This window comes from Soonwooa sp. T0.1_25 (assembly GCF_057652215.1).
Map to the genome: position 1 here is coordinate 1 of NZ_JBYFBZ010000019.1, position 19,349 is coordinate 19,349.

The 19,349-nt window shown below is 34.1% G+C and carries 20 protein-coding genes; 10 read left to right on the plus strand and 10 right to left on the minus strand.

The window, feature by feature from the left end; genetic code table 11:
- Positions 1-93: 93 nt before the first annotated feature.
- The 5 genes from AC23MB_RS13545 to AC23MB_RS13565 all read right to left on the minus strand — a co-directional run bounded on the left by AC23MB_RS13545 (position 94) and on the right by AC23MB_RS13565 (position 3,355).
- Complete coding sequence (locus tag AC23MB_RS13545; RefSeq protein ID WP_312324009.1) at positions 94-507, minus strand: SRPBCC domain-containing protein; 414 nt, start codon at positions 505-507, stop codon at positions 94-96.
- A gap of 50 nt (positions 508-557) precedes the next feature.
- On the minus strand, positions 558-1,151 hold the full coding sequence (locus AC23MB_RS13550; RefSeq protein WP_313031959.1) for a YdeI/OmpD-associated family protein: 594 nt from the start codon (positions 1,149-1,151) through the stop codon (positions 558-560).
- A gap of 80 nt (positions 1,152-1,231) precedes the next feature.
- Complete coding sequence (locus AC23MB_RS13555; protein WP_487787551.1) at positions 1,232-2,167, minus strand: YeiH family protein; 936 nt, start codon at positions 2,165-2,167, stop codon at positions 1,232-1,234.
- Positions 2,168-2,302: 135 nt separating this feature from the next.
- Positions 2,303-2,488 carry an ATP-binding protein gene (locus AC23MB_RS13560; RefSeq protein WP_487787556.1) on the minus strand — a complete coding sequence of 62 codons (186 nt, stop codon included), beginning with the start codon at positions 2,486-2,488 and terminating at the stop codon, positions 2,303-2,305.
- Between the two features lie 669 nt (positions 2,489-3,157).
- Entirely contained in the window at positions 3,158-3,355 is a 198-nt protein-coding gene (locus AC23MB_RS13565; RefSeq protein ID WP_487787552.1) for a sigma 54-interacting transcriptional regulator, read from the minus strand.
- 500 nt (positions 3,356-3,855) lie between these two features.
- Here AC23MB_RS13565 and AC23MB_RS13570 point away from each other — a divergent pair, with 500 nt between their 5' ends.
- The 5 genes from AC23MB_RS13570 to AC23MB_RS13590 all read left to right on the plus strand — a co-directional run bounded on the left by AC23MB_RS13570 (position 3,856) and on the right by AC23MB_RS13590 (position 7,745).
- Positions 3,856-4,236 carry a GreA/GreB family elongation factor gene (locus AC23MB_RS13570; RefSeq protein WP_487787553.1) on the plus strand — a complete coding sequence of 127 codons (381 nt, stop codon included), beginning with the start codon at positions 3,856-3,858 and terminating at the stop codon, positions 4,234-4,236.
- A gap of 243 nt (positions 4,237-4,479) precedes the next feature.
- Positions 4,480-6,918, plus strand: coding sequence for an alpha-ketoacid dehydrogenase subunit alpha/beta (locus AC23MB_RS13575; RefSeq protein ID WP_374331047.1), 2,439 nt, complete (start codon positions 4,480-4,482; stop codon positions 6,916-6,918).
- A 74-nt stretch (positions 6,919-6,992) separates the two neighbouring features.
- Positions 6,993-7,289 carry an MGMT family protein gene (locus AC23MB_RS13580; protein WP_312323657.1) on the plus strand — a complete coding sequence of 99 codons (297 nt, stop codon included), beginning with the start codon at positions 6,993-6,995 and terminating at the stop codon, positions 7,287-7,289.
- Between the two features lie 47 nt (positions 7,290-7,336).
- Entirely contained in the window at positions 7,337-7,468 is a 132-nt protein-coding gene (locus AC23MB_RS13585) for a hypothetical protein (protein WP_374331051.1), read from the plus strand.
- A 97-nt stretch (positions 7,469-7,565) separates the two neighbouring features.
- Positions 7,566-7,745, plus strand: a complete 180-nt coding sequence (locus AC23MB_RS13590) for a hypothetical protein (RefSeq protein WP_487787554.1) — start codon at positions 7,566-7,568, stop codon at positions 7,743-7,745.
- A 334-nt stretch (positions 7,746-8,079) separates the two neighbouring features.
- Here the strand turns inward: AC23MB_RS13590 and recA are convergent, their stop codons facing one another.
- Positions 8,080-9,081: a recombinase RecA gene (gene recA / locus AC23MB_RS13595; protein ID WP_079667901.1), complete on the minus strand. Its 1,002-nt coding sequence runs from the start codon at positions 9,079-9,081 to the stop codon at positions 8,080-8,082.
- A gap of 378 nt (positions 9,082-9,459) precedes the next feature.
- Here recA and AC23MB_RS13600 point away from each other — a divergent pair, with 378 nt between their 5' ends.
- On the plus strand, positions 9,460-10,212 hold the full coding sequence (locus AC23MB_RS13600; RefSeq protein WP_313031979.1) for a DUF3575 domain-containing protein: 753 nt from the start codon (positions 9,460-9,462) through the stop codon (positions 10,210-10,212).
- 226 nt (positions 10,213-10,438) lie between these two features.
- On the opposite strand, the gene gap is transcribed toward AC23MB_RS13600, so the two are convergent.
- Positions 10,439-11,443 carry a type I glyceraldehyde-3-phosphate dehydrogenase gene (gene gap / locus AC23MB_RS13605; protein WP_079667904.1) on the minus strand — a complete coding sequence of 335 codons (1,005 nt, stop codon included), beginning with the start codon at positions 11,441-11,443 and terminating at the stop codon, positions 10,439-10,441.
- Positions 11,444-11,501: 58 nt separating this feature from the next.
- Positions 11,502-12,488: a 6-phosphofructokinase gene (gene pfkA / locus AC23MB_RS13610; RefSeq protein ID WP_313214094.1), complete on the minus strand. Its 987-nt coding sequence runs from the start codon at positions 12,486-12,488 to the stop codon at positions 11,502-11,504.
- Between the two features lie 197 nt (positions 12,489-12,685).
- Here pfkA and AC23MB_RS13615 point away from each other — a divergent pair, with 197 nt between their 5' ends.
- From AC23MB_RS13615 to AC23MB_RS13630, 4 genes are all read left to right on the plus strand, one after another.
- A complete protein-coding gene (locus AC23MB_RS13615; protein WP_079667906.1) occupies positions 12,686-13,612 on the plus strand; it encodes a malate dehydrogenase in 927 nt (308 codons plus the stop codon).
- Positions 13,613-13,780: 168 nt separating this feature from the next.
- Positions 13,781-15,913: a TonB-dependent receptor domain-containing protein gene (locus tag AC23MB_RS13620; RefSeq protein WP_487787555.1), complete on the plus strand. Its 2,133-nt coding sequence runs from the start codon at positions 13,781-13,783 to the stop codon at positions 15,911-15,913.
- A gap of 107 nt (positions 15,914-16,020) precedes the next feature.
- Entirely contained in the window at positions 16,021-17,658 is a 1,638-nt protein-coding gene (gene pafA / locus AC23MB_RS13625) for an alkaline phosphatase PafA (protein WP_313031987.1), read from the plus strand.
- 92 nt (positions 17,659-17,750) lie between these two features.
- Positions 17,751-18,257 carry a hypothetical protein gene (locus tag AC23MB_RS13630; RefSeq protein ID WP_312324169.1) on the plus strand — a complete coding sequence of 169 codons (507 nt, stop codon included), beginning with the start codon at positions 17,751-17,753 and terminating at the stop codon, positions 18,255-18,257.
- Between the two features lie 76 nt (positions 18,258-18,333).
- Here AC23MB_RS13630 and AC23MB_RS13635 read toward each other — a convergent pair whose 3' ends face one another.
- Positions 18,334-18,576 carry a T9SS type A sorting domain-containing protein gene (locus AC23MB_RS13635; RefSeq protein ID WP_313031993.1) on the minus strand — a complete coding sequence of 81 codons (243 nt, stop codon included), beginning with the start codon at positions 18,574-18,576 and terminating at the stop codon, positions 18,334-18,336.
- Between the two features lie 70 nt (positions 18,577-18,646).
- Positions 18,647-19,258, minus strand: coding sequence for a hypothetical protein (locus AC23MB_RS13640; protein ID WP_374330447.1), 612 nt, complete (start codon positions 19,256-19,258; stop codon positions 18,647-18,649).
- Positions 19,259-19,349: the final 91 nt, after the last annotated feature.

The window sequence follows — 19,349 nt, forward strand, 5'->3', positions numbered from 1 at the left end:
AACCAATTTATGCTTATTTTTGAAGAAAGGCTCAGATTATAAAATCCAAGCCCTAACTTTTTAACTTACACACTTAAAGGGATAGTATCTATTTTAATGATTCTCAACATATTTATGAAAATTATTGAGAATATTATAATATTCTTGACGTTGACTCTCAAAAGAGTTAAGTTTATCAGGTTCTATGTCTTGAGAAATCCTCGTCGTCGTGGGATCAATCGCTTCGAAGTCGACAACCACCGTTCGACCATCTTTTGTACGATAGATAATCTTTTGGCCAGGGACAATACTTTCAAAAGTGCCAGCGTAGTCAAAAGAATAACTACCATCTTTTAAGCTCATTGTATTTTTAAATTCGCCACCTTCACGGAAATCGACATACGACGCACCACATTTCCATCGGTTATCGACGACATTCCATTTTGCAATATGCGCAGATTGTGTATACAATTCCCAAACCTTGGAAGCCGGAGCCAAAATAGTGATGTCAATTTTTATCGTTTCCATATTTTTTTCTTTAAAGTTAGTAAATTTTATTGGAAAATGCAAAAATCATTTTATTCTTGAAAACCTTTACCTTGCAGAATGTTCGGATTAAACTTCTCAATTCTTGCAAATCGTGTCTTAGATTGTTTTGGAGCCGAAAAGTGGAGTAGATAACCGCTCTGGCGTCCAGGAGTTAATTTTTCAAAAGCAATTTTCAAATCAGGATTTTCGTTAAACATGAGTTTTAACTCTTCCGGAACTTCATATTCCGAAGTCGTTTTCATTGCCACTTTTTTACCTTCTTTTTCGTTGTTAATTGCTTGTTTTATGAGATCTTGATACTCGTTTTTGTGCGAAGCAATTTGGTCAAGACTTGTAATTTTCACCACATGACTAGACTGCGAGTTTTCGCCCATTTGCTCCAATAGATTTTTAGGATCTTCCAACAAAACACCTTTGAAAAAACTCAAAACACAAAAATCTTTGAAAGGTCCAAGGATAATGATATTCTTGCCATTAACTTTATAGCATGGCTGATACCATTTAAAATCCTCCTGAACATCAAATTCCAAAACCAATTCTCGCAAAGCCGAGATTTCTTGACTCCATTTAGATTTTTTATCAAGGTAAGCATCAACTTTTGGATTTCTTTCTGGCTTTGACATTTTTTAAAATTTTTGAAAGATAAATTTAGATATTTTTAGAGCATGTTTATATTTTATTGCTAAATTTTTTAAACAAGTTCTTAATTTAAAATTATCATTAAACTTCCGATACTAATGACAATCCACAAGATAATCGCAAGTAATAATGGTTTAAAACTAATAGATTTCAGAGCTTCTAGTGACAAGGTTGAACCTATTAAAAACAAGGTTAAATTTAAGCCAAGTTTCGAAATTTTAGTAATCGTCGGACTTATCGAATCAAAAATCGGAAAATAAGTGCTCAATAAAATTGCAAGAATAAAATAAGCTATAAACCACGGAATTTTAATTTTTGTACCTTTTGTTTTAAATAAAAACATGGTTAAAATCGAAACAGGAATAATCCATAGTGCTCTTGCCAGCTTAACTGTTGTCGCCGTCTTCAAGGCGTCATCACCATATTTGCTCGCCGCGCCCACCACCGAACTTGTGTCATGAATGCCGATCGCACACCACAATCCAAAATCATGTTGCGACATCATTAACCAATGTCCAACACTCGGATAGATAAACAATGCAATCGAATTAAGCGAAAAAACTATGGCTAAAGCTAGTGAAATCTGCTTGGTGTTGGCTTTAATAATCGGAGAAACTGCTGCAATGGCGCTACCACCACAAATTGCGGTTCCCGCAGAAATGAGGTAGGTGAGAGGTCGTTCTATTTTTAAAAGTTTTCCTAAAAAATATCCAAGAATAAAAATAATTGAAATACTACCAATAGTTAATAAAAATCCTGATTGACCAACTTTGAGTGCTTCATCGAGATGCAAACCAAATCCTAAACCAACAATCGAAATTTGTAAAAGCTTGTGAATATAACTAGAAACTTTGCTTTCAAAAGGATTTCCGAGAAAAATTGCCATTATTAAACCTAATAACAACGCAATTGGCGAACTTATTAATCCACTGACACTTAGCGTTGCAAGTATCACGAAAATGATAATTTGGTACGAAGGTTTTATTTTAAAAACTTGCATGTTCTTTTTTTTTTACAAATTTCTAAAATATGATATTACAAAACCAATTGTAAATATTTATAGTCTATAACTTTTTGTTATGTGTTTATTTGTCTATGCAAACCATCTTTCAAATGCTGAACCTTTTTCCAATCGTCAATAGATGAGATAACTGTTATGTGCTTCCATAAAATCTTTAGAAAGCGTTAAGCCAATTCCATAACCGTTTTGTCGCGTGGTGAGAAAGGGAAGAAAAATCTTCGATTCAATTTGTGGATCGATTCCTAGACCGTTGTCTTCCACAGAAAGTAAAATCCAGTCGTAGACTTCTGAAAATTGAATGTTACTATTTTTAGAATCTCGCTTTTGTAACGCCTATTGGGCGTTGGTTAGAAGATTTACTAAAACACGTTCAATCATGCTTTCATCAGCTTACATAAAATAATCTTGTGCTGACATCTGCAACTGCATCTTGCTTATTTTTTAGACGTACGAATCGAGTAGGACTGCGCCGTACTTTCTTGCATTGAAATATCCACAAATTCTTGAGAATCTTTAAAATTTGTGCTTTCAATTTATTGAAAAAACTCCCCCGATTTGTCTTTATAAAAACTCCATTCCTTATATTTTGGGACTTTCAAAATATTCTAAAAATTAGGATGGGAATAGAAAACTTTCCAATTTTCTTCTTGCTGTTTTTTATTTAAAATCAAAAGTCAGATTTCTATTTTATTTAAAAATCGATAGATTTTTGTAAAAATAAAGGTCTTTGTGTTCTTCTCTGGACTGATAATACAACTTTACTACGTTGGCTTTTAAGTCATTTTTAGAATCCATTACTAGATAAAGTGAAAAATCTTTATTTTTTATAGGACTAATGATTTTTTCGACGTCATTCATTTGAGTCGGAAACTACGTCCAGCAAGCGATTTGTAAAGCAATAGAAACGGCAATAAAGTGAGAATATCTTCTTTTCGATCGCGAAGTGGTGGCACAGTGACTTCCACGGTATTAATTCTTAAATAAATCTTCTCTAAACTTCCCTTCAGCAACCACTTTTCTTAATTCAGTGTTGGTAGCAAATAAAAATCGATCATTTGGGAAACGTTCTTTTGTTCCAATTCTCGAAAGCTTTTTAGTTTGAATTAGAGTCAACAATTTTTGTTGCAAAGGCAAGGACAAATTTTCGATTTCGTCCAAAAAAACCATTCCACCATCGGCATTTTCTATCTTTTCTGCCTTGTCAGGTATACCAATTTTAATTGTAAACTATAGTATGGTCTGCGAAAAATTTTAAGTATAATTATTAAAAAGCAACCTTTGTATTTTTACGACGATTCCGCGAAGCACTAGTTTCGGGGGCCTTTTTTAATTACAAAAAGACAGATATTTGCTTTTGCGGTAATATAGTCATATCTTCGTAAAGTTCTCACCAATAAGATATGACGAATTATAGATTTCAATATGAAGTTATCCATTGCCAAAGACTTATTGCTTCTTTGTCCTATCTTCGTGATGACGTTTTTCTACAAAGTTCTAAAGAGTTTATCGATTAAGCCCTGTCGTTAGTCGGGACAGGGGTATTTGATGACCGTTTTTAATCAACTATTCATTTCAATGTATTGTACGTATGTAGGTTTTCATAAGAATTTTGCATACCCGATTATGTTATGTATACATTGAGAATTTCAATTTAAAATTAAAAAAAAATGTTAGAACCTATCGTAGTTACAACCGGAATATATGACGCAATCAAAGATCATTTAAGAAGAAAAAGAACAACAATAGAAGAAGAAGTTTTGTTGTTAGATCAACTTAAAAATGCAAAGCAAGTTCTTAGAAGAGAGCTTCCAGAAGATATTGTAACGGTTAACAGAATCGTGAAAATTAAGGAACATAACGACAATACACAAGCAGAATATATTTTTGTACCATCAACTAAGGCTAAACCAAAGAAGAATAAATATTCAATTTTATCAGAAATGGCACTAGCAACTGTTGGTTACAAAGTGGGGGATGTTATTGAATATCCTTTCCCGACAGGTGTCAGAAAAATCGAAATTCTTAGCGTAGAAAATTTCGAAGCTTAATTTATAATTAAAAGCAAAATATAAAAATCCTAGGTCTTGACTTAGGATTTTTTGTTTTATTAAATCTTATTAAGATTCAGTTATGCTTTGATTAATTTGAGAATTTAATAATTTTATTTATTATTTATTATTAAATATTATTGTTTTTGAATTAAAATATTCTAATTCAAGAAAAATTAAGTTAATAAAAATATTGTTTTCGCATTTAATTTAAAATGTTATATTTGTAGAAAATGTATAAAAATGCAAGAGACTTTCATAGATACAGAGGAACTTTCTTTCCAAGATTTTAAGGATGATATTTTAGCAAATTACAAGCTAGCGAGAATTTCTCGTGAGATGAGTTATTTGGGTAGAAGAGAAGTGTTAACAGGAAAAGCCAAATTTGGTATTTTCGGTGATGGAAAAGAATTACCTCAATTAGCAATGGCTCATGTTTTCCGTAATGGCGATTTCCGTTCAGGATATTACAGAGATCAGACTTTTGCTTTGGCGATTAATGCGCTAACTGTAGAAAGCTTTTTTGCACAACTTTATGCAGATACCAATGTTGATCGAGAGCCAGCTTCGGGCGGTCGTCAGATGAATGGTCACTATGCAACAAGAACTATTAACGAAGACGGAAGTTGGAAAGATTTAACAAAAATTAAAAACATTTCTTCGGATATTTCGCCTACAGCAGGGCAAATGCCGAGATTGTTAGGTTTGGCTCAAGCTTCTAATTTTTATAAAGAAATAAAATTCGATGGCGCTGAAAAATTCTCAAATTCTGGGAAGGAAGTAGCTTTCGGAACCATTGGTGATGCTTCAACGGCTGAAGGTCATTTCTGGGAAACACTTAACGCTGCTTGTGCATTGCAAGTTCCGATGATTGTTTCGATTTGGGATGATGGCTACGGGATTTCTGTACCAACTAAAAACCAAAGAGCTAAAGCAAATATCACCGAAATGCTTTCTGGTTTCCAAAGACAAGAAGGCGAAAACCAAGGTTGCGAAATTATCCAAGTTAAAGCTTGGGATTATCCAGCTTTGATGGATGCTTACGCGAAAGCAGAACATTTTGCAAGACAAGAAAGTGTACCAGTTGTTGTTCACGTTATCGAAGTAACGCAGCCGCAAGGTCACTCAACTTCAGGATCGCACGAGCGTTACAAAAATGAAGAGCGTCTTGCTTTCGAAACTGAGTTTGATTGTTTAAATAAATTCCGTGAGTGGATCGAGACTTATTCTTTCCAATTCGAGGAAGGAGGCGATGTACAAATTATTGCGACTAAAGAAGAGCTTGACCAAATTGAAGCTGAGGCTAAAAAAATTGTAAAAGATGGTCAAAAGCAAGCTTGGGAAAACTATCAGAAAACAATTACAGAATTAAAAAATAAAGCATTACCTTTGGTTGAAGCGATGACTTCTCAAAATTCAGAAATTTCTGATTTTGTAAGTAAATTCAAAGCTTTGATTTCTATTGGTAAAAAAGATATTTTCCATTTAATTCGTCAAACTTTACTTGCAACAAGAGGAACAAATTCTGCTGAAAGACAAGCGCTGAAACAAGCTTACGAAAGCCTTTTCGCTGTTGAAAAAGATAATTATTCTTCCCACTTATATTCTCAAAGCGAATGGAAAGCGACTAATATTGCAGAAGTAAAACCAATTTATTCTGAATCTTCAGAAATGGTTGATGGTAGAATGGTGGTTAGAAATAACTTTGATAAAATTTTTGAAAAATATCCTCAAGCAATGATTTTTGGTGAAGATACTGGTAACATTGGTGACGTTAACCAAGGTCTAGAAGGTCTTCAAGAAAAATATGGAGCATTGAGAATTGCTGACACTGGTATTCGTGAGGCTACAATTCTAGGTCAAGGCATTGGTCTTGCAATGCGTGGTCTTCGTCCAATCGCTGAGATCCAATATTTAGATTATATTTTGTATTGTTTACAAGGTATGAGCGACGACTTGGCGACAGTACAATATCGTACAAAAGGTGGTCAAAAAGCGCCAGTTATCATCAGAACTCGTGGTCACAGATTAGAAGGTATTTGGCATTCTGGTTCGCCAATGGCAGGTATTATCAACTTGGTGAAAGGTATCAATGTTTTGGTACCAAGAGATTTGACAAAAGCTGCAGGATTCTATAATACGATGTTACAAGCGGATGAGCCAGCTCTTATTGTTGAGTGTCTTAACGGATATCGTTTGAAGGAAAAACAACCTGATAACTTAGGCGAATTCACTGTTCCAGTTGGTAAAATTGAAGTGACAAAAGAGGGTCGTGATGTGACTTTGGTAACTTATGGATCGACTTGGAGAATTGTGATGGAAGCGGCTAAAGAACTTGAAAAATTAGGCATCAACGCAGAAGTTATCGATATTCAATCTTTGATTCCGTTTGACTTGTCAAGTGAGATTGCAGAAAGTGTTAAGAAAACCAATCGTCTAGTTGTTATCGACGAAGATGTAGAAGGCGGAACTTCGGCATTTATTCTTCAACAAATTATTGAAAAACAAAATGCATTTAGATATTTAGATTCTGCACCAATCTGTATTTCGGCGGAGGATCATCGTCCAGCCTATGCGACGGATGGAGATTATTTCTCTAAGCCATCTGCGGATGATATGGTAGAAAAAATCTACGCAATGTTCCATGAAGTTAATCCTGCAAAATATCCAGCGATTTACTAATATTTGGAATTAAAAAATATATTGAAAGACCTAAGCGATTAGGTCTTTTTTATTTAAATTTAAACAAAAAACAAGTGGACGAGCTCTTTAAAAATCAAGTTTACGAAATCACAAGACTTATTCCGAAAGGTCGTGTGACAACTTATGGTTCGATTACAAAAGCGGTTGGTTATCCCAATCATTCGCGTCATGTTGGTCGTGCAATGGGAGGTTGTCCAGCGGATGTTCCTGCGCATCGTGTCGTAGGAAGTTGTGGTATTTTGTCTGTTCCAGAATTTAAAATCAAACTTGAAAAAGAAGGTTTAGAATTTAATAATCAAAGGATCAAAGATTTTAAAAACCTATTTTGGGATGCGTTGGTTGAATTATAATATTTTCCTTTTTTAAATTTTTTTCAAAATTAAATACTAACATAGAGATGAAATTATTATTAAATGCAATTCTATTGACAGGCATTATGTCTTGCAATGGAAAAGCAGAAAAAACAAAAGAAGAGCCTAAAGCAGAAGTTGCAACTCAAAAAAAAAGTGGTGACTTACAAAGGTTTTGATGTTTCTAATATCAATTTTGATGGAATGTTAAAACAGTTTTTTGATTCATCAGGTTTAAGTCTTTATTAGGATCAAAACTAAACGACAAATCTCAATATGGATTATGAAGAATTTGTTGTTCCATATACTCGAGAAGTAGCTTATTTTGGTGATGATTTAAATAAGAAGTTTAAAGAATTTTCGATATTCTATCCGAAAAAAGATCAGAAAATATTTTGTTCCGAATTGTCAATTACTGACCAGGAAACTTTAAAATCTGTCATTAAAAAGTTTTAAGAACAATATGGGAAACCCGTTTTTTCAAAGCAAGAATCTAGTAAAACGGGAACCATTTTCTTAGACGAAAACGGAGAAGCGAAGAAAGATGCTTTTCAAAATCTTTATCAATGGAATGATGCAAAATCACATGCAGTATATTTTTTAATCCATTCAAAGGACGGTCTTAACATTATTGCGCTGGACAAGAATTCTCCAATGTTTAAACAATGAATTGACTTACGAAGTCTTGATATGTTTTTTTATATTAAATAAAATAATTTACGAGTATAATTAAAAGCAAAAAACCGCTACAAGATTTTGTAACGGTTTATATTTTAAAATTCAAATAAAATTATTCTCCTTTTATTTTTTCTTTAATTTTTGTTTCCAGCTCTTCTGCTAATTCAGGATTGTCTTTGATGACATCTTTAACAGCATCACGACCTTGACCAAGTTTTGTACCTTCGTAACTGAACCAAGATCCACTTTTTTGGATAACACCAAGCTCAACACCTTGATCTAAAATTTCGCCAACTTTAGAAACCCCTTCGCCGTACATGATGTCAAATTCTGCCATTTTGAAAGGTGGTGCCACTTTGTTTTTAACAATTTTCACTTTAACACGGCTACCAACAGCTTCGTCACCATTTTTGATTGGCGCACTCGCTTTTCTGATGTCAACTCTTACAGAAGCATAGAATTTAAGAGCATTACCACCAGTTGTTGTTTCTGGGTTTCCAAACATAACGCCGATTTTTTCTCTCAACTGGTTGATGAAAATTACAGTACATTTAGTTTTATTAATAGTTGCTGTTAACTTTCTCAATGCTTGAGACATCAATCTAGCATGCAATCCCATTTTAGAATCACCCATTTCGCCCTCGATTTCGGCTTTTGGTGTTAAGGCAGCAACCGAGTCGATAACCACAATGTCAATAGCGCCCGAACGGATTAGGTTATCAGCAATTTCTAAAGCTTGTTCTCCATTATCCGGCTGAGAAATAATTAAATTGTCAAGGTCAATACCTAGTTTGCCAGCATAAGTTCTGTCAAAAGCATGTTCTGCATCAATAAATGCAGCAATACCGCCTTGTTTTTGAGCTTCAGCAATGGCATGAAGTGTCAAGGTTGTTTTACCTGAAGATTCTGGTCCGTAGATTTCAATAATTCTACCACGAGGATAACCACCAACACCCAAAGCAAGGTCAAGACCTAAAGATCCTGACGGGATAACTTCAATTGTGTGGTCAACAGAATCCTCTCCAAGAGTCATTACAGTACCTTTTCCGTAAGTTTTATCTAGTTTGTCAAGCACTAATTGGAGTGCTTTCTTCTTATCGTCAATATTGCTCATCGTTAATTTTAATAATTTCAAAATTACGGAAAATCTTTAGTATTTGAATCTATAATTTGATACAAATTGTATCAAAAATAAAATACTTTAAAAATACCTAGAATTAGGTATGTTTTTTATTAAAGATGATAATATATTTGAATAATAAAACTAGTCATTATGAAAACACCTTTATTTAATAATCTAAATTATTTCAACGTTCGTATTTAGCAGATTAACATGCCACGTACTTTTAGTCAAATATTTTAAATAAAATTAATAAAAAATATCAAGATTATTTTTAAAAAAAAATTGTAAAATTAGAACAGATAATAAAGTTTTATTTCAAATACAAAAGTTTACTAAATTAATCATCACTAATATTTTAAATAGTTTACAATGAAGACTAAATTAATTTTTATTGGGCTTTTAGCCACAAATCTTTTACCAGCGCAAAATCTAAGAAGTAGCGCTGAGAAGATGAACACAATAAAGACAAATGTAATGGCATATGCGTTTCGTAATATTAATGTTTCATATGAAAGATCATTTTCTAAAACCATTGCTTTGAATATTGGTTTTGCGACGATGCCAACTGGTGGTGTTCCGTTTATGGATACCTTCATAAAAGGGGATGATCGTAAAGAAATTGGCGATGTAAAATTAGGTACAACTGCTATTACAATAGAACCTCGTTTTTATTTTGGAGAGAAGTATAATAGCGGGTTTTATCTTGCTCCATATTATCGTTATACCAATATTAAGGTTGACGAATTACGATATAACTATGTAATATATGATGAAGCAACCCAAACCGAGATGGATAACCCTATAGATTTAAACGGAAAATTCTCTGCAAATAGCTTTGGTTTAATGCTTGGTGTACAATGGTTGTTAGGGAGCCAAGATAATTGGGTGTTAGACTTTTGGATTGTTGGAGGACATTATGGTTCAGCTTCAGGAGATCTAGTTGGCAAAACCCAATATACCTTAACGCCTGACCAACAAAAAGAATTGCAAGATGAACTTAATGATCTACAAATCCCGCTTGTAAAGCACAAAACAGAAATTAATGCCAACGGCGGAACCGTTAAGTTGGATGGGCCTTGGGCTGGTTTACGATCAGGGCTTTCTTTCGGTTATCGTTTTTAAATCATAATACCTTTATAGGTTAGTTTTTCATAGTTTTTTTACTGGAATGTTTCAGTATTTTTTATTCTTTCATGAACTCCTTTGGCTAAGTCGAAGGACTTTTATATTTAAATTAAATTTTTTTTAATAATGGTCGAACAATTAGTGTTAGAGCAATTATTTAAAATTTAAAACAAAAAAACTCTCCAAAGTAGGAGAGTTTCTATTTTTAATATTAGTTATTGACTTACAAAGAAGCTGAATGAACTAATAAATCTGTTAACTTGTTAGAGTAACCCATTTCGTTATCATACCAAGACACTAACTTAACAAAGTTAGGCGATAGCATAATACCAGCATCTTTATCAAAGATTGAAGTTCTCTTATCTCCAACGAAATCTTGAGAAACTACTAGATCTTCAGTGTAACCAAGAATACCTTTTAGTTCACCTTCAGAAGCAGCTTTGATAGCAGCAGAAATCTCATCATAAGAAGTTGCTTTTTCTAATCTTACTGTTAAATCTACTACAGAAACGTCAGCCGTTGGTACACGGAAAGACATACCAGTCAATTTACCATTAAGAGAAGGAATAACTTTTCCTACAGCTTTTGCAGCACCAGTAGAAGAAGGGATAATGTTGTTAAGAGCAGATCTACCACCTCTCCAGTCTTTAGCTGATGGACCATCAACTGTTTTTTGAGTTGCAGTTGTAGCGTGTACAGTTGTCATAAGACCTTCAACGATTCCGAAGTTATCGTGGATTACTTTTGCTAATGGCGCAAGACAGTTAGTTGTACAAGAAGCGTTAGAGAAGATTTTGATATCGTCAGTAAGCTCTTTGTGGTTAACACCCATTACAAACATTGGCGTATCATCTTTAGAAGGCGCAGAAAGAACAACTTTCTTAGCACCAGCGTTGATGTGCGCGTTAGCTGTATCAGCAGATAAGAATAGACCTGTAGATTCTACAATGTACTCAGCGCCAATTTCGTTCCATTTTAGATTGTTAGGATCTCTTTCAGCAGTAATACGGATAGTTTTACCGTTTACAACAAGGTTGTTACCTTGTACAGATACTTCACCGTTGAAAGCACCGTGAACTGAATCGTACTTTAGCATGTAAGCCATGTATTCTGCATCGATAAGGTCGTTAATACCTACTACTTCGATGTTGCTTCTTTCAGCCATTGCTCTGAAAACTAAACGTCCGATTCTACCGAATCCGTTAATTCCTACTTTAATTGTTGACATATTTTACTTTTTAAATTTGATAATATATTGTTTCTAAAATTACAAAATTTTTAATGAACTACATTGCTAATATCTCAGAAATCTTTAGCAAGTCTTTGTCTATTTCGTTATGCTTTTTAATCGCTTCTTCAATAGGCGTGTATATCAATCGATTAGACTTAACCCCAACCATCACTTTGCTTTTACCTTCTACAAGTCCCATTACGGCACCATAACCCATTTTACTAGCCAATACACGATCTGCACAACTTGGAGAACCACCGCGTTGGATGTGTCCCAAAACTGCTACACGAATATCAAAATTCGGGAATTCATCTTTAGTCGCTTTTGCTAAATCATAAATGTTACCAAGTTTTTCGCCTTCTGCAACAACAACAATACTAGAAGATTTTCCAACTTTTTCAGCTTTTCTAAATGTGCCGAAAAGTTCTTCCATACTATCTTTTTGTTCAGGGATCAAAATATCTAGTGCACCAGTTGCAATACCACTATTAAGAGCAATAAAACCAGCATCACGTCCCATAACTTCTACAAAAAACACTCTGTTATGAGAAGTTGCCGTATCTCTAATTTTGTCAATAGCTTCCATCGCAGTGTTAAGTGCTGTATCGTAACCTATAGTGTTGTCTGTACCAAAAATATCATTATCAATTGTCCCAGGAACACCAATTACTGGAAGTCCAAACTCTTCATTAAAAACTTTAGCGCCTGTAAAACTTCCGTCTCCACCGATACAAACTAAGGCATCAATATTGTGTTTTTTACAATTTTCAAAAGCTTTGGCCCGACCTTCTGCTGTTTTAAATTCTGATGAACGGGCAGACTTTAGAATAGTACCGCCTTCATTAATAATGTTTTTAACAGATCGCGGTCCCATTTTGGTAAAATCACCATGGATAAGACCGTTGTAACCTTCGCGGACACCATAGCACTCAAGACCAAGGCTATTAGCAGTTCTTACAACTGCACGAATAGCAGCATTCATCCCAGGTGCATCACCTCCCGACGTTAAAACAGCGACTGTTTTTATGTTTTGATTTGACATAGTCTCAAAATTAGTACGCAAATTTAAAAAAAAATAGGTATTTCTTTGAATAATAAACAATTATTAAAATTTGATTTTAATCACGTTTAAAAATATGAAGAAATGATAATTTTTAGGTTTTCAAATTTTTTCTATGTGCCTAATCTTTATTATATTTACAAGCATTAATTTTAACAATTATTTAAATATAAAAATAAATGAAAGTAACTGTTGTTGGCGCAGGTGCCGTAGGTGCAAGTTGTGCAGAGTACATCGCGATGAAAAACTTCGCATCAGAAGTAGTATTAGTTGACATTAAAGAAGGTTTTGCGGAAGGTAAAGCTATGGACTTAATGCAGTGTGCATCTCTTAACGCTTTTGATACAAAAATTACTGGTACAACTGGTGATTATAGCAAAACTGCTGGGTCAAAAGTAGCGGTTATCACATCTGGTATCCCAAGAAAACCAGGGATGACAAGAGAAGAACTTATCGGTATCAATGCTGGTATTGTTAAAGAAGTTACGGCTAACTTGGTAAAACATTCTCCTGACGTTATTATTATTGTGGTGTCTAACCCAATGGATACAATGGCTTATTTAGTACACAAAACTTCTGGTCTTCCTAAAGAAAGAATCATCGGTATGGGAGGTGCATTAGATTCTGCACGTTTCAAATACAGATTAGCAGAGGCTTTAGAATGTCCAATTTCTGATGTTGACGGTATGGTTATCGCAGCACACTCAGATACAGGGATGCTTCCATTAGTTAGCAAAGCAACAAGAAATGGTGTGCCAGTAACTGAATTCCTTAACGATGAGCAAGTTGCTTACGTTACTGAAGAAACTAAAGTTGGTGGTGCGACATTAACTAAATTGTTAGGAACTTCTGCTTGGTATGCGCCAGGTGCGGCTGTATCTGTATTGGTACAATCTATCCTTTGCGACCAAAAGAAAATGATTCCTTGTTCATTAATGTTAGATGGTGAGTACGGACAGTCAGACATTTGTCTTGGTGTTCCTGCGATTATCGGTGCTAACGGTGTTGAAAAAATCGTTGACATTACATTAACAGATGCTGAAAAAGCAAAATTTGCTGAAGCTGCACAAGCTGTAAGAGAAGTTAATGGTGATTTGAAGTTCTAAGAATTTCTATCTTCAAAATATTAAGGCGTATCATTATGATACGTCTTTTTTTTGTTTAAAACTAAATTTATTGAATTGATTTTCAGTATTAAACTAAATATTTAGTGATGTTTTTTGATTCTTATGTAACAAGTTGCTGGTTCTGGTTGTCTTATTGAAAAACAAAATATGAAGCTAATTATTACCAGTGCTGTTTTACTTTGTTCCAACTTTTTCATAGCTCAAGTAAAGCAAGATACCATTAAATCAGAAAACATAGAAGCTGTAACAATTGTTGCGAAAAAACCAACGGTTGAGACCAAGGTTGATAGAACGGTTTTCAATGTGGCGGACAGTTCTATTCTTGCTGGTAATACGACTTGGGATGTCCTTCGCATGACGCCTTTGGTGAGCATCGATAACAATGATGTTGTAAAATCTGAAGGCGAAAACGTAACAGTCTATATCAACGATAGAAAATCTGTTTTTACAGGAAAAGAACTTAAAGAATATCTTAAATCACTTCCTGCAGATAATTTGATGAAAATCGAAGTGATTACCAATCCATCTTCAAGATACGAAACCACAGGGCAAGTTATTAATATCGTTCTTAAAAAGCGTGAAGACGAAGGTGTCAAAGGAAGTGTAGCTTTTACTAATACCCAAAATACTAAGAATAGTCAATATTCTAATCTTAATCTTAATTATCACAAAAAGAATTTTACGCAAACTATAACAGGTAGTTATAATGATAATACTAATGTTTCATCATTAAAAACTGAAAACAATCTTTTCCAAGATAACGAACAAAGATTAATCGATATGCAATCTGTCTATCACGGAAAAATGCCGTCGGTATCTTCGACATCGGAATTAGAATTAAACGATAAAAATAACATTGGTGTTATTTTCGAGTATTTTCAAAATAAAAGTGATTCCGAAAATAATAGTGTCGGAAGTGTTTTCAAAAACGGAAATCCTTTTAACACGTATTCAATAAATCAAAATGAAGCCTCGAAATATTTGGTGTTAAATTCCAATCTTTTTTATAAATATTATGATAAAGAAAAAAACAGGATTTTTGATGTTAATGTAGGTTTTAATTACAACGGTGATCGTGGCGATAGACATTATTTGCGTAATCAATCTGATCTTGCGACACCAGAATATACGCGCGTTTTCGAAGATACACAGATGCGAAATTATTATGTAAAATTAGATTACACGCAGAATTTAGGATCAACAAATAACACTTTAGAAACTGGTGTTAAGTTCGATTTTAATAACAATTATATGCCGATAGACTATTTCGGTTATTCGTCGGATATTTTGCGTAACAGATTTAGTTACAAAGATAATCTCAATGCGATCTATGCCAATTATAGTACAAAATTCTTTGAGAAATTGGATGTGCGTTTTGGACTTCGCTACGAATATATGATCTATAAATTACATCAAGAAAATGACAATATCAAAAGAGATGAATCTTACGGAAAACTCATGCCAAATGCGTTGATAAAATATACGGTAAGTCCTAACTTTAATGTGTCAACATCGTATAATTACAGCATTTGGAGACCTTGGTATTCGGAGTTTAATCCTTTTGAATTGCCAACAAGTGATGGTAATTTCTACCGAGGAAATATGGATTTGATGCCGAATCCGAATCATCGTTTTACAATGAAATTTGGTGTTTATAAAAAGTATTTCTTATCCTTAGGTTACAGTTTTACGAATCAAGATTATTGGACAGATTATATCCCAGAAGGTAATAAGTTGGTGTCATTTCCAAATAATTTTATTGGACAGTCTGAGCGTTATTCGGTTAACTTGAATACTAACCAAACTTTCTTTAAAAATAAATTTAATGTTAATGTCACAGTTGGTATCAACTACCAAGATAACAGTGATTTCAACCATAGAAACAATCTAAATACGAAAGATTACATCACCAATTTCTCTGGTTCTGCCAACTTCACTTACACCAATTTATTTGATAAAAACATCAATATTTCTGTATGGGCAGGCGTATACAGAAACAATAACGGAAACTCGATTGGAAATACAACCAACGTATTCCATAATCTATCTGTGACCAAAATCTTTGATAAAATTGGTTTAGAAACAAGTTTAAAATTAAATAATATTTTCTTGCGACCAGTATTTGACAGGACGACTTACAGTCAAGCGGGAACATTTAGAAACATAAATACTTCCGACTGGTACGGCGCTTCGTTAACGATCACCAAACGTTTCGGAAATCAAAAAGTAAAAGAAAATACCAAAACTGATGTTGAGAAAAACCAAGGTGGCGGAAAATAATAATAGAAAACCTTTCAATGATTTTGGAAGGTTTTTTTATTTAAGATAAATTAATTTTCATGTTTTAAAAATCTAACTTAGCTTTGTATCACTTAAAAGTAAATGATATGTTAAAACGTGTAGGAATTGCTGCTGCAATTGCATTTTTAGGAATTTTTCAATCTTTCGCTCAAACAAAGTTGGAGCGTCCAAAATTGGTTGTAGGACTGGTAATTGACCAAATGCGTTGGGATTATCTTTACCGTTATCATGACAAATTTGGTGAAGATGGTTTCAAAAGAATGTTGAAACAAGGTTATTCTTTTAACAATGTTATGATTCCGTACTTGCCGACTGTTACGGCGATTGGTCATACAAGTATCTATACGGGTTCGGTGCCTTCAATTCATGGTATTGCGGGTAACGATTGGACCGATAAAGAAACTGGGAAAAGTGTGTATTGTACAACAGATGCTGCTTACAAAGGTGTTGGGACAACTTCTGACAAAATTGGTGCACATTCTCCACGAAATTTATGGAGCACGACAATCACGGATCAGTTGGGGATTGCAACTAATTTTCAATCGAAAGTTGTTGGTGTTTCATTAAAAGATAGAGCATCTATTTTGCCAGCTGGACATAATCCTACTGGTGCTTTTTGGTTTGATGAGACGACTGGTAATTTTATCACAAGTACTTATTACATGCAAGATTTGCCAAGTTGGGTGAAGGATTTTAATTCTAAAAATTATGCATCCGAATTGGTTTCTAAAGGTTGGAATACTTTACTGCCAATTAACCAATATACCGAAAGTACCAGAGATGATGTACCTTGGGAAAGTCTCCTTGGTTCCGCAACCAAACCAGTTTTTCCGTACAATAATTTAGCGACAGACTACGAAAAAAAGAAAGGCGTTTTAAGAATGACACCTTTCGGAAATACTTATACATTAAAATTTGCAGAAGCAACTGTTGATGGTTATCAATTGGGTGCGGACGATATCACCGATTTTTTAGCTATTAATATCGCATCTACAGATTATGTTGGACATGCTTTTGGACCAAATTCTATCGAGATTGAAGATACTTATTTAAGATTGGATAAGGATTTGGGAAACTTTTTCAAAATGTTGGACAAAAAAGTAGGGAAGGATAACTTTTTAGTATTCTTGTCTGCGGATCATGGTGGGGCGCATTCTGTTGGTTTTCTTGAAGAAAAAAAAATGCCGACTGGCTTCTTTGGAGAAGGTTTAGAAAAATCTTTAAATGCAGATTTGGAAAAGAAATTTGGTGTTGCTAATTTAGTTTTGGCTGTAGATAATTACCAAGTTTATACGAATGATAAAATGATTTCTGAAAAAAATCTAGATTCTGAAGACATCAAAAAATACATTATTTCAAGTTTAAAAAAATTACCTGAAATTTTATATGCGGTTGACATGACAGAGATAGGAGAGTCGCCAATCCCAGAACCAATCAAGACGAGAACTATTAATGGTTATAACTGGAAGCGAAGTGGCGATATCCAAATGGTGACCAAAGATGGTTATTTGGCTTATTATGCAAAAAAAGGAACAACACACTCGGTTTGGAATTCTTACGATGCGCATATTCCGTTAATGTTTATGGGTTGGAAAGTTAAAAACGGCGAAAGCAACCGTCCTTATTATATGACAGATATTGCGCCGACTTTGGCTCAGATTTTAAAAATTGAAAACCCTAGCGGCAACATTGGACAACCAATTGTTGAAGTTTTAGGAAAATAGTTTTAAAAATTTTATGTTTGGTACAATATTTTCTAATAAGTTGCAGTTAAATAACAATTAAACTTTAAAAAAAAATATCAAATTTTAAACCTATGAAAAAGATTTTATTCGCAGCATCAGCTGTATTATTAACTGTAGTTGTGTCATGTAAAAAAGAAAACAGCACTGTAGTAACAACAGATGGTGGTACAGATACAGTAGCAGTTGTACATACTGAAGAAACGACTGTACTTAGCGAAACTGAGGCTAAAGCTAAAGTTGATAAAGCGCAGGCTGATCTAGATGCGGCTATCAAAAAAGGTGATAAAGCAGCAGAAGAAACTGCTAGAAAAGCTTTAGCAGATGCTAACTCAGCTTGGGATAAAACAAAAGCAGCGGTTAACTCTGCAGCGCAAGATGTTAAAGATGGTGTAAACAACGCTGTTGACAAAACTAACGAAGCTGCAAAAGATGCGAAAGCTGATCTTAAAACAGCAGCTCAAGATGTTAAAGCTGATGTTAACAAAGCGGCACAAGACACTAAAGATGCTACTAAAAAAGCAGCTGGTGATGTCAAAGATGCTTATAACAAAACTTTAGAAAGCGCAAAAGCTAAATAATATTTTTAGTTTTTAAATAAATGAAACCGAAGATTGTTCTTCGGTTTTTTTTGTGTAATATATTCAATTTAAAATATTATTTAACTAAAAGATCTTTTGTGAAAGATACACCGTCTTTAGTGATGTTTACAAGATATTTACCAGCATTTAGGTTAATAGGAACATTGATGTTTTTAGAGTTAGATTTTACTTCACCAAGATTCTTAACTTCTCGTCCTGTCATATCGTAGATTTTTACAGAATATTTACCGTCATCAGCAAGTTTGATATTGAAATCTGATTTTGCTGGGTTTGGATAAATTGTTGTGCTTTCTCCCATTTTAGAAATATTATTAACATCAAGAGTTTTGGTAAGTTTTGCAGCATTAACAATAGTACCATCATTTGAATCAATTAAAAGAACAACAGCATGGATGTTGTCTGCAACATAGCTTGCTGGAATTGTATAGTTGAATGAGTAGCTGGTAGTAGAACAACAGTAACTCAGCAGGGACTGACCCGTCTTGCCCCTGATATCCACTTAGAAGAGCTCTACCAACGGGATCATAAATCATTTGTGCCGCTGGTATTGTTTCTGGTAGATTTTCGAAACCTCCCATTGCTCCATTACCAGCGCCTGTATAATAGTTTTTCTGTGCGTAACCCGCTGCTGTTCCTTTTACACCATCTTCGGTCACAACTACTGCCAACTTAAAGTTTGTATTTGGGTTATTAATAAAGAATTGGCCATTTACATTAGCTGTAAGTTGAGTCCCAGAGATTGAATAGTCTCCGCTTAGTTTAACTGGTGTTGGAATATTTTTTCTTGAAGTTACAAAACCATTAATACCACTCGGACCTGGGTCTACTCCTTTTAATTCTCTGTCAACATTCATACCTGGAAAACCACTAAATGCTGCACCTCCATCATAAGCACTTACAAACATAGGATCATTATTATGTACAGCAATACTAATTTGGTCATTAGGGTAATCGGTATTAACTTTATTAAGACCAACCATTCCTCTTGGACACCGGTAAGTGGACTACTTTTTTGACAGTTTGTAAATATAGTTTTTTCGTTTGAAATTTGCATCCGCCAACTGAAACGGA

Excerpts from the sequence above, each read along its gene's own strand:
- AC23MB_RS13545 (WP_312324009.1), bottom strand. The coding sequence starts at position 507 with ATGGAAACGATAAAAATTGACATCACTATTTTGGCTCCGGCTTCCAAG.
- AC23MB_RS13550 (WP_313031959.1), bottom strand. The coding sequence starts at position 1,151 with ATGTCAAAGCCAGAAAGAAATCCAAAAGTTGATGCTTACCTTGATAAA.
- AC23MB_RS13555 (WP_487787551.1), bottom strand. The coding sequence starts at position 2,167 with ATGCAAGTTTTTAAAATAAAACCTTCGTACCAAATTATCATTTTCGTG.
- AC23MB_RS13565 (WP_487787552.1), bottom strand. The coding sequence starts at position 3,355 with ATGGTTTTTTTGGACGAAATCGAAAATTTGTCCTTGCCTTTGCAACAA.
- AC23MB_RS13570 (WP_487787553.1), top strand. The coding sequence starts at position 3,856 with ATGTTAGAACCTATCGTAGTTACAACCGGAATATATGACGCAATCAAA.
- AC23MB_RS13575 (WP_374331047.1), top strand. The coding sequence starts at position 4,480 with ATGCAAGAGACTTTCATAGATACAGAGGAACTTTCTTTCCAAGATTTT.
- AC23MB_RS13585 (WP_374331051.1), top strand. The coding sequence starts at position 7,337 with ATGAAATTATTATTAAATGCAATTCTATTGACAGGCATTATGTCTTGC.
- AC23MB_RS13590 (WP_487787554.1), top strand. The coding sequence starts at position 7,566 with ATGGATTATGAAGAATTTGTTGTTCCATATACTCGAGAAGTAGCTTAT.
- recA (WP_079667901.1), bottom strand. The coding sequence starts at position 9,081 with ATGAGCAATATTGACGATAAGAAGAAAGCACTCCAATTAGTGCTTGAC.
- AC23MB_RS13600 (WP_313031979.1), top strand. The coding sequence starts at position 9,460 with ATGAAGACTAAATTAATTTTTATTGGGCTTTTAGCCACAAATCTTTTA.
- gap (WP_079667904.1), bottom strand. The coding sequence starts at position 11,443 with ATGTCAACAATTAAAGTAGGAATTAACGGATTCGGTAGAATCGGACGT.
- pfkA (WP_313214094.1), bottom strand. The coding sequence starts at position 12,488 with ATGTCAAATCAAAACATAAAAACAGTCGCTGTTTTAACGTCGGGAGGT.
- AC23MB_RS13615 (WP_079667906.1), top strand. The coding sequence starts at position 12,686 with ATGAAAGTAACTGTTGTTGGCGCAGGTGCCGTAGGTGCAAGTTGTGCA.
- AC23MB_RS13620 (WP_487787555.1), top strand. The coding sequence starts at position 13,781 with ATGAAGCTAATTATTACCAGTGCTGTTTTACTTTGTTCCAACTTTTTC.
- pafA (WP_313031987.1), top strand. The coding sequence starts at position 16,021 with ATGTTAAAACGTGTAGGAATTGCTGCTGCAATTGCATTTTTAGGAATT.
- AC23MB_RS13630 (WP_312324169.1), top strand. The coding sequence starts at position 17,751 with ATGAAAAAGATTTTATTCGCAGCATCAGCTGTATTATTAACTGTAGTT.
- AC23MB_RS13635 (WP_313031993.1), bottom strand. The coding sequence starts at position 18,576 with ATGGGAGAAAGCACAACAATTTATCCAAACCCAGCAAAATCAGATTTC.
- AC23MB_RS13640 (WP_374330447.1), bottom strand. The coding sequence starts at position 19,258 with ATGGTTGGTCTTAATAAAGTTAATACCGATTACCCTAATGACCAAATT.